This window comes from Actinocrinis sp. (assembly GCF_035938995.1).
In the GTDB taxonomy this organism is placed as follows: domain Bacteria; phylum Actinomycetota; class Actinomycetes; order Streptomycetales; family Catenulisporaceae; genus DASZGI01.
In genome coordinates, this window is the sequence record NZ_DASZGI010000302.1 from 1 (window position 1) to 8,833 (window position 8,833).

General features: G+C 70.3%; 10 protein-coding genes and 1 pseudogene. 10 read left to right on the top strand and 1 reads right to left on the bottom strand.

Annotated features, from left to right (window positions below; translation table 11 throughout):
* The 10 genes from VGZ32_RS21065 to VGZ32_RS21105 form a co-directional block, all read left to right on the top strand.
* The coding region (locus VGZ32_RS21065) for a hydrogenase expression protein HypE (protein ID WP_349263697.1) at nt 1-883 on the top strand (883 nt) is incomplete at its 5' end.
* Between the two features lie 49 nt (nt 884-932).
* Nucleotides 933-2,699 (top strand): nickel-dependent hydrogenase large subunit, encoded by a 1,767-nt coding sequence (locus tag VGZ32_RS21070; RefSeq protein ID WP_326887846.1) that lies wholly within the window; start codon nt 933-935, stop codon nt 2,697-2,699.
* A gap of 47 nt (nt 2,700-2,746) precedes the next feature.
* Nucleotides 2,747-3,616 carry a NifU family protein gene (locus VGZ32_RS21075; RefSeq protein ID WP_326887847.1) on the top strand — a complete coding sequence of 290 codons (870 nt, stop codon included), beginning with the start codon at nt 2,747-2,749 and terminating at the stop codon, nt 3,614-3,616.
* Nucleotides 3,613-4,374 (top strand): DUF5947 family protein, encoded by a 762-nt coding sequence (locus VGZ32_RS21080; protein ID WP_326887848.1) that lies wholly within the window; start codon nt 3,613-3,615, stop codon nt 4,372-4,374. Before VGZ32_RS21075 ends, VGZ32_RS21080 begins: the two co-directional genes overlap by 4 nt.
* On the top strand, nt 4,367-5,008 hold the full coding sequence (locus tag VGZ32_RS21085; RefSeq protein ID WP_326887849.1) for a DUF6084 family protein: 642 nt from the start codon (nt 4,367-4,369) through the stop codon (nt 5,006-5,008). The genes VGZ32_RS21080 and VGZ32_RS21085 overlap by 8 nt, the downstream gene beginning before the upstream one ends.
* On the top strand, nt 5,005-6,336 hold the full coding sequence (locus VGZ32_RS21090) for a hypothetical protein (protein WP_326887850.1): 1,332 nt from the start codon (nt 5,005-5,007) through the stop codon (nt 6,334-6,336). The genes VGZ32_RS21085 and VGZ32_RS21090 overlap by 4 nt, the downstream gene beginning before the upstream one ends.
* On the top strand, nt 6,333-6,905 hold the full coding sequence (locus VGZ32_RS21095) for a hydrogenase maturation protease (RefSeq protein WP_326887851.1): 573 nt from the start codon (nt 6,333-6,335) through the stop codon (nt 6,903-6,905). Before VGZ32_RS21090 ends, VGZ32_RS21095 begins: the two co-directional genes overlap by 4 nt.
* Nucleotides 6,902-7,006, top strand: coding sequence for a DUF6893 family small protein (locus tag VGZ32_RS29105; protein ID WP_414642573.1), 105 nt, complete (start codon nt 6,902-6,904; stop codon nt 7,004-7,006). The genes VGZ32_RS21095 and VGZ32_RS29105 overlap by 4 nt, the downstream gene beginning before the upstream one ends.
* Before the next feature lie 72 nt (nt 7,007-7,078).
* Nucleotides 7,079-7,363: a HypC/HybG/HupF family hydrogenase formation chaperone gene (locus VGZ32_RS21100; protein WP_326887852.1), complete on the top strand. Its 285-nt coding sequence runs from the start codon at nt 7,079-7,081 to the stop codon at nt 7,361-7,363.
* Nucleotides 7,351-8,196, top strand: a complete 846-nt coding sequence (locus tag VGZ32_RS21105) for a DUF6390 family protein (RefSeq protein WP_326887853.1) — start codon at nt 7,351-7,353, stop codon at nt 8,194-8,196. The genes VGZ32_RS21100 and VGZ32_RS21105 overlap by 13 nt, the downstream gene beginning before the upstream one ends.
* 3 nt (nt 8,197-8,199) lie before the next feature.
* Here the strand turns inward: VGZ32_RS21105 and VGZ32_RS21110 are convergent.
* Nucleotides 8,200-8,833, bottom strand: a pseudogene (locus VGZ32_RS21110) (hypothetical protein); the annotation flags it as partial.

The window sequence follows — 8,833 nt, forward strand, 5'->3', positions numbered from 1 at the left end:
GCCGCTGATCGACTACGAATGCGGCCCGGAAACCGGGGCCGACAACTTCATCGAATGGTGGCACAAGGCCGACCGCGGTGAGCTGGATCCGTTCGTCCTGGTCGTGGAGGGCTCGATCCCGAACGAGGCGATCAAGGAGGAGGGCTACTGGTGCGGCTTCGGCAACAACCCGGCGACCGGGCAGCCGATGACGACCAACGAGTGGCTGGACCGGCTGGCGCCCAAGGCCACCGCGATCCTCGCGGTCGGCACCTGCGCCACCTACGGCGGTATCCACGCCATGGCGGGCAACCCGACCGGCGCGATGGGCGTCCCGGACTACCTCGGCTGGGACTGGCGGTCGAAGGCTGGCCTGCCCATCGTCTGCGTGCCCGGCTGCCCTATTCACCCGGACAACCTGTCGGAGACCATCCTCTACCTGCTCTACCAGGTGGCGGGCCAGGCGCCGATGATCCCGCTGGACGAGGCACTGCGGCCCACCTGGCTGTTCAGCGCCACCGTCCACGAGGGCTGCGACCGGGCCGGCTACTACGAGCAGGGCGACTTCGCCAACGAGTACGGCTCGCCCAAGTGCCTGGTCAAGCTGGGCTGCTGGGGGCCCGTGGTCAAGTGCAACGTGCCCAAGCGCGGCTGGATCAACGGCGTGGGCGGCTGCCCGAACGTGGGCGGCATCTGCATCGCCTGCACGATGCCTGGCTTCCCGGACAAGTTCATGCCCTTCATGGACGAGCCGCCCGGGTCGAAGGTCTCCACCACCGCGAGCACGATGTACGGCACCGTGATCCGCAGCCTCCGCGGCTTCACCGCGAGGACCGCCGACGAGGAGCCCAAGTGGCGCAAGAAGGGTGACGAGCTTCTGACGGGATTCAAGAAGACCTGGTGACCACCGGCCGGGCGGCGCCCCGCGCCGTGCGCCAGAAAAGGGGAGTGCTATGACGACCGCCGAAGACACCGGCCTGGTGGAGATGGCCTGGGACCCGATCACCCGGATCGTCGGCAGCCTGGGCATTTACACCAAGATCGACTTCAAGCAGAAGAAGGTCGTCGAGTGTTACAGCACATCGTCGATCTTCCGCGGCTACAGCATCTTCATGAAGGGCAAGGACCCGCGCGACGCGCACTTCATCACCAGCCGCATCTGCGGGATCTGCGGTGACAACCACGCGACCTGCTCGGTGTACAACCAGAACATGGCCTACGGGGTGCGCCCGCCGCACCTGGGCGAGTGGATCATCAACCTCGGCGAGGCCGCCGAGTACATGTTCGACCACAACATCTTCCAGGAGAACCTGGTCGGCGTGGACTACTGCGCCAGGATGGTCGGGGAGACCAACCCCGGCGTGCTCGAGCAGGCCAACCGCACCGAGGCTCCGCACGCCGCCGAGCACGGCTACCGCACCATCGGCGACATCATGCGCTCGCTCAACCCGCTGGAGGGCGAGTTCTACCGCGAGGCCCTGGCCGTCAGCCGCAGCACCCGTGAGATGTTCTGCCTGATGGAGGGGCGGCACGTGCACCCCTCCACGCTCTACCCGGGCGGGGTGGGCACGGTCGCCACGATCCAGCTGTTCACCGACTACCTCACCCGCCTGATGCGGTACGTGGAGTTCATGAAGCGGGTCGTGCCGATGCACGACGACCTGTTCGACTTCATCTACGAGGCGCTGCCCGGCTACGAGGAGGTCGGGCGGCGCCGGGTGCAGCTGGTGTGCTGGGGCTCGCTCAACGACCCGGAGTACTGCGACTTCCGCTACGAGAGCATGACCGACTGGGGCCGCAAGATGTTCGTCAGCCCCGGCGTCGTGGTGGACGGACAGCTGGTCACCAACGACCTGGTCAAGATCAACCTCGGCATCAGGATCCTGCTCGGCCACTCGTACTACGAGGACTGGGAGGACCAGGAGATGTTCGTGACCCGCGACCCGCTGGGCAACCCGGTGGACCGCAGGCACCCGTGGAACCAGCACACGATCCCGCGCCCGGCCAAGCGCGACTTCGACGACAAGTACAGCTGGACGATGTCGCCGCGCTGGTTCGACGGCGAGAACTACCTGGCCGCCGACACCGGCGGCGGACCGATCGCCCGGCTGTGGGCCACCGCGCTCGGCGGCCTGGTCGACAACGGCTACGTCAAGTCCACCGGTCACAGCGTCCTGATCAATCTGCCGCGCACGGTCAGCCGCCCGGAGGTCACCTTCGAGTGGAAGATCCCGCAGTGGAGCAACGCGATCGAACGCAACCGGGCGCGCACCTACTTCCAGGCGTACATGGCCGCGAGCGCGCTGTACTTCGTCGAGAAGGCGCTGGCCGAGCTGCGCGCCGGGCACACCAAGACCTGGGAGTCGTTCTCCGTGCCGGACGAGGCGGTCAGCGTCGGTTTCACCGAGGCGGTGCGCGGCGTGCTCTCGCACCACATGGTGATCCGGCGCGGCAAGATCGCCAACTACCACCCGTACCCGCCGACTCCGTGGAACGGCAGCGTGCGCGACAGTTTCGGCACGCCCGGCCCCTACGAGGACGCGGTGCAGAACACGCCGATCTTCGAGGAGAACCCGCCGGACCAGTTCAAGGGCATCGACATCATGCGCGCGGTGCGCAGTTTCGACCCCTGCCTGCCCTGCGGCGTGCACATGTTCCTCGGCGAAGGGCGCACCCTGCACAAGGTCCACTCGCCGCTCGGCGCCGCCACCGTTCTGTAAAGCAAAGCACTGGTTCGCCAGGTCGACGAGGCGGAAAGGCGGGCGCGATGACCGGCGCGGGCGCAAGCGACGTCGGAGCGAGGGTGGAGCAGCTCGTCGCGGCCTTCCCGGACGCCCGCGACCGCTCGCGCGCCGAGGAGCTCGTGCGCCTCGTCGTCGGAGTGTACGGCGAAGGACTCGAGCGGGTCGCGGCGGAGCTGAGCCGCCGCGACCCGAAGATGCTGGCCGACCTGGCCGAGGACGACCTGGTCGGCGGGCTGCTGCTTGTCCACGGGCTGCACCCGCTCGAGGTCGACGCGCGCATCCAACAGGCGCTCGACCGCGTCAGGCCGTATCTCGGCTCGCACGCCGGCGGTGTCGAGTACCTGGGAGTCGACGAGGACGGCGTCGCACATCTGCGGCTGGCGGGGACCTGCAACGGCTGTCCCTCCTCGACTGTGACCGTGCGCTCGGCGATCGAGGGCGCGATCGAGCAGGCCGCACCCGAGGTCGCCGCCATCGACGTCGAGGGCGTCATCGCCCCGTCATCACCATCGGAGCCGCAGCTGCTCCAGATCGGCAGGCCCCCGCAGCAGGCGACCGCTGCGGACGGCGGTACCGCCTGGACCGACCTGCCGCCGCTCGGACCGCCCACGAACCGCCCGACCGTGCTGGAGCTGGATGGCTCGCGCATCGTGGTCTGCGCGGTGCGCGGCACGCTCTACGCCTATCGGGACGCGTGTGCGGTCTGTGACGCGTCGCTGCGCGAAGCCCGGCAGGATGCGGGCCTGCTCACCTGCCCGCAGTGCGCAGCCGTCTACGACCTTCGGCTCGCAGGCCGTGCCGTGGCAGACGGAACGCACCACCTGGACCCGCTTCCGCTCATCAGCGACAGCCACGGCACGAGGGTCGCGGTCCCCCGGACGGTGGCCCCGTGACACCGCGCCCGCCCACCGGGCTCGCCCGCTTCACGGCGACCGCTGACGCTCCCGCGTCGGCGCAAGGGGCTGCGACCGCTGGCGCGACCGCACCGGCGCCTGCCGACCGCTGCGAGATGTGCGACACCGAGATCGACGACCGGCACGGCCACATCGCAGACCTCGACAACAGATCGATCCTGTGCGCCTGCCGCGCCTGCTATCTGCTGTTCACCCGCGAAACAGCGGGAGGACTGCGCTATCGCGCCGTGCCCGACCGCTACCTGCGCGACCCGGACGATCCCGTCACGGCCGCCGAGTGGGAACGGTTGCAGATCCCGGTCGCGGTCGCCTTCTTCCTGCGCACTACCGCGTCGGACAGCACCGCATCGGACATCACCGCACCAGAAAACGCTGTGTCAGGCGATGCCGCGTCGGACGCCCGCAGTGAGTCAGCCGCCGCGTTCTACCCCGGACCAGCTGGGGCGACCGAGTGCCTTCTCGACCTTGACGTATGGGAACGCCTGCGCGCAGAGCATCCGCTGCTGGCCGCCGCACGCCCCGACGTCGAGGCGATCGTCATCCGGCGAGACAGCGAGCACGAGGACTGCTACCTCGTCCCGATCGACGCCTGCTACGAACTGATCGGCCGGATGCGCATGCAGTGGCGCGGATTCGACGGCGGAGCAGAGGCGCGCGCGAGCATCGACGCCTTCTTCGACGACCTGCGCCGCCGCAGCCGGGCGCTCGGCCGTGAGCGGGAGGCGGCCGATGGTTGAGTTGGTCTTCGACTGCACCGGTATCAGCGCCCAGCAATACTCCGCCGCGCCCGCGCTGGAGATCGCGCTGCGCATCAGCGAGATCACCGGTGCGAAGATCGACGCGATCGCGCTGCGCTGCCAGGTCCGCATCGAGCCGACCCGCCGCACCTACACCGAGGCCGAGGCGGGGCGGCTCTACGACCTGTTCGGCGACGCCCCGCGCTGGCCGGACACCCTCAAGCCGCTGCAGGCGGCCACGCTCTCGGCCATGGTGCCGGGATTCACCGGCGCCACCGACGCGCACATACCGATGCGCTGCGACTGCGACCTCGACGTCGCCTTCGCAAAGTACTTCCACGCGCTTGACTCCGGCGAGATCCCCCTGCTGCTGCTGTTCAGCGGCAGCGTGTTCACCGATGACGGGCACCGGCTCAGCGTGCAGCAGGTGCCCTGGAGCAAGGAGTGCACCTACCGGCTCCCGGTCTCGGTCTGGCGTGAGGCGGTGGACCGGCACTTTCCCGGCGGCGGGTGGATCCGGGTGCGCCGCGAGACGCTCGACGCCCTGCAGCGCTACAAGTCCGCGCACGCGCTCACGACCTGGGACGCGACCCTCGAGGCGCTGATCGAACACGTGAGGGGGCAGCAGCCGTGACCACGTCCCCGGACCGCTCGGTCTCAGAACGCGCAGTGCTCGACGAGGCCCGCGCCGTCGCGGACACGATCCTGTATGAGGGCTACGTCCTCTATCCGTATCGCGCGTCGGCGCAGAAGAACCGCGAGCGCTTCCAATTCGGTGTCCTGATGCCGCCCGAGTACGTGGACCTCGATCCGTCGGAGCACTCTCATAGCCGGACCGAGTGCCTGCTCGACTGCGGGGACGGCGCCGTGCTGGACATCCACGCGCGTTTTCTCCAGCTGCAGCGGCGCGTCGAACCCGGCGCCGCGGCCTGGGACGAGGCGATCGAGCACGAGCACGAATTCGCCGTCCCGGTCGCCGCGCTCGCGCACGGGCCGGTCTCGTTCCCGATCCACGCTGATGAGGGCTCGAACACCGACGGCGCGACGACCCGCCGCCGCGAAGCGCTCACCGCCGCGCTGACCGTCACCGGCGAACGCGTCGCAGGCCCCTTCCGCGCCTTGAAAGTGGCCGCCCTCCTCGAGAATCTCACCGAGCCCCTACTGCCACAGCCGCGGTTTGCGCTTCGTTCCGACGCCCTTCCGTACGCTCTGGTGTCCGCTCACCTGCTCGTCCACGCGCCGGGCTGTGCGTTCGTGTCGATGGTCGACCCGCCGCTCTGGGCCGTGGACGAGGTCGCCGCCTGCCGCAACGAGCACACCTGGCCGGTTCTCGCCGGACCGCCCGAGGTCAGTGACCTGCTGCTCTCGTCGCCGGTCATCCTCTACGACCACCCGCGGCTGGCCCCGGAGAGCCCCGGCGACCTGTACGACGCGACCGAGATCGACGAGATCCTCACCCTGCGCACCCTCGCGCTGACCGACGCCGAGAAGCAGGAGGCCCGCGCGACCGATCCACGGGCGGCCGCGCTCATCGACCGGATCGACGATATGCCGCAGGAGCTGCTCGAACGCCTCCACGGAACGATCCGCTACCTCAAAGCGGTCACCGAGCCCCCGGCCGCCCCTGCCGTGGAACCCCCTCAGCCTCCTGCTGTCCCGTGGTGGGACCCCGAAGCCGACGCCTCAGTCTCCCCGGAGACCGACCACGTCGTCGTCCACGGGGTGGAGCTGAGCCGAGGCAGCAGGGTCCTGATGCGCCCCGGGTCCCGCCGCGCCGACGCCCAAGACCTCTTCCTGGCCGGCCGGCCGGCGATCGTCGAGGCCGTGCTCAAGGACGTGGACGGCGCAGTGCACCTCGCCGTGACACCGCTGGACACCCCGGACGCCGAGCTGCACCGCTGGCACGGCCGGTATCTCTACTTCGCCCCCGACGAGGTCGAGCCGCTCGGGAGCACACCGTGAATACGGGCGCACCCGCGTCCGGCCGAACGCTCATCGCCGGCGTCGGCAACATCTTCCTGAGCGACGACGGGTTCGGCGTCGAGGTGGCCCGCACCCTGGCCGACCGGACGCTGCCCGAGGGCGTCGAGGTCGCCGACGTCGGCATCCGCGCCGTACATCTCGCCTTCGACCTGCTGGACGGCTGCGAGCTGCTGATCCTCGCGGACGCCGCGGCACGCGGAGAGGCGCCCGGAACCGTCACCGTCCTCGAGGTCTCATCCACGGCCGCGCCGGACGACGACCAGGCCCACGTCGGCCTCGTCATGGACCCCCACGCCCTCGGTCCGGACGCCGTCCTCGGCCTGATCGACACGCTCGGCGCCCGCGTCGGACGGGTCGTGGCGGTCGTGTGCGAGCCGGGCGCGACCGCGCCCGGCATCGGGCTGAGCCCGCCGGTCGCCGCGGCCGTGCGCCCCGCGGCCGACCTGATTGAACGGCTGGCCGCGGGGGAGTCAGTCACCTCGCCCCGGCCGTCGCCGGGCTCCCGGAGGACAACGCCAGGCCACCCGAGGAGGATGAGGCTCGGATGATCGGAAAGCTCCTGACCGTGGCCGCCGTCGCGCTGGTCGTCGCGGCCGTCGTTCAGTCGTCGCAAGACATCAAGCGCTACCTCGACATGCGTCAGATGTGACCGCACGCCGCCCGAGCCGGTCGCCGCCCGGCAGCCGGTGGCCCCCATTGTTACGAGCCGAAGGAGGAATCCATGTGCCTGGGCTTGGCCGCACGCGTGATCGCGGCGGACGCCGGCCACGCCGACCTCGCCGTCGTGGACATCGCGGGCGTGCGGCGAACGGTCAACGTCGGCCTGCTGGACGAGCCGGTCGCGCCGGGCGACTGGGTGCTGGTCCACATGGGCTTCGCGCTCAGCCCCATCCCCGACGACGAACTTGACGACGTGCTCGCGTCCCTCGGTCTCATGGCCGACGAACGGGAGGCCGACGGCGGCGCCCGCACCGCCCCGGGCCAGGAGCCCCAATGGACACACTGACCGCACGAACCACCCCGTCCGCACCCGTGCCCGCGTCCGACGCACAACCCGGCAGAACTCCACGAGCGCTGGCCGGCGCGCAGCTGTTCATCCGCTACGCCTACCCGCCCAACGCCCTCGGCTACTGCGGTCCGGCCGACAGCGCCGCCCTGTTCCAATACGGCGCCACCGGCACCGTGGACCACGGACTGGTCCAACTCGCCCGGGCATTCGAGGGGGCCTGGCCCTACCTCCAGCTGATCGCCGGAGCGACCGGGATCGGCGACCCGCTCGACCGGCGCGTGGTCGAGGCCTACTGGGTCGGCAACAACCTGCTGCCGACGGTCGGGCTCGCGGCGACGGCCGAATCGATGGAAGAGCGGTTCCGGCCGCGCACCGGGCGTCAGTTCACGCACTTACTCGACGGGGTGCTCGCCGGGGGAGTGCCACATCACAGCTTCCACGTGTTCTGCGTCTACCCCTGGGTGGGCCTGCTCAGCGACGGCCGCAAGGCTTCGCACGCCCTAGGCGTCCTCGACCGGTGCCGCATCCGTTGGGGCAGAGTCGACCGCGTGACCGGCGACCAGGTGACCGTGACCAGCCGTCCTCTCACCTGGGACGGCAGAGCGCTGGCGTTCGGCGAGCCCCGCCCCGAAGTCGCCCTGCGCGCGGAGGGCGGTCTCGGCTATCTCGCGGACCTCCAACCCGGCGACTGGGTCTCGCTGCACTGGGACTGGGTGTGCGACCGCCTCTCGCCCCGCCAGTTCCGGCAACTGCGCGGCTACACCCTCCGACAGCTCGAGGTCACCAACCACAGCATGACCAGCAACGGCATCGTCCCCGCCCTCGGATGACACTCACGATGACGCACCCCGCGCGACGCTCCGCGGCGTAGGCGGGTGGAGGAGCAGGGTGCGAAATTGCGCGCGCAGGGTCGGGAGGTGGACCGGTGTGCCCGCCACTTCCGCGGGCAGGACGTCGAGTTCCCACGTGACCAGGTGCCGGTAGCGGGCGCCGGAGTGACTGATGCCGTCCAGCTGGGAGGCGTCGTCGAAGTCAAGCAGCGCGCAGCCGATGAGCTGGAAGGCGTCGACGTTGCCACGAGTGCGCGCTGGGGCGCTCGTCGTCAGGTCGAGCAGCAGTCCGACCGCGGTCACGTCGGCCCCCGCCGCGAGCGGTGGCGAGCCGGTGAAGGTCGCGCCCAGTGCCCAGGGGCCCGCGTGCTGCGCGAGACGGGGGAGGAGGGTCTGTTCGAAGGCTTCACGCAGGGCGGACAGTTGGTGCAGCGCGGCCGGCGGCGCCGCGGCGAGCAAGTCGTCGTTGCCGGTCGGTGCGGATGGGCCGAGCGCCGTGCGTGGGCGGTGGGCCGGGACGAAGGACGCGCTGCGGGAGGCCTCGGTGAGCACAGCGAGGGCCCAACACGCAGTGGCCAGAACGTCGGGTTTGACGGGAGCGGCGTGGGCCGGGCCGGAGATCGCGTGCGAAGGGTCG

Bases quoted from the DNA above. Each gene is read 5' to 3' on its own strand.
- VGZ32_RS21070 (WP_326887846.1), top strand. From the start codon at position 933: ATGACGACCGCCGAAGACACCGGCCTGGTGGAGATGGCCTGGGACCCG.
- VGZ32_RS21075 (WP_326887847.1), top strand. From the start codon at position 2,747: ATGACCGGCGCGGGCGCAAGCGACGTCGGAGCGAGGGTGGAGCAGCTC.
- VGZ32_RS21085 (WP_326887849.1), top strand. From the start codon at position 4,367: ATGGTTGAGTTGGTCTTCGACTGCACCGGTATCAGCGCCCAGCAATAC.
- VGZ32_RS21100 (WP_326887852.1), top strand. From the start codon at position 7,079: ATGTGCCTGGGCTTGGCCGCACGCGTGATCGCGGCGGACGCCGGCCAC.
- VGZ32_RS29105 (WP_414642573.1), top strand. From the start codon at position 6,902: ATGATCGGAAAGCTCCTGACCGTGGCCGCCGTCGCGCTGGTCGTCGCG.
- VGZ32_RS21105 (WP_326887853.1), top strand. From the start codon at position 7,351: ATGGACACACTGACCGCACGAACCACCCCGTCCGCACCCGTGCCCGCG.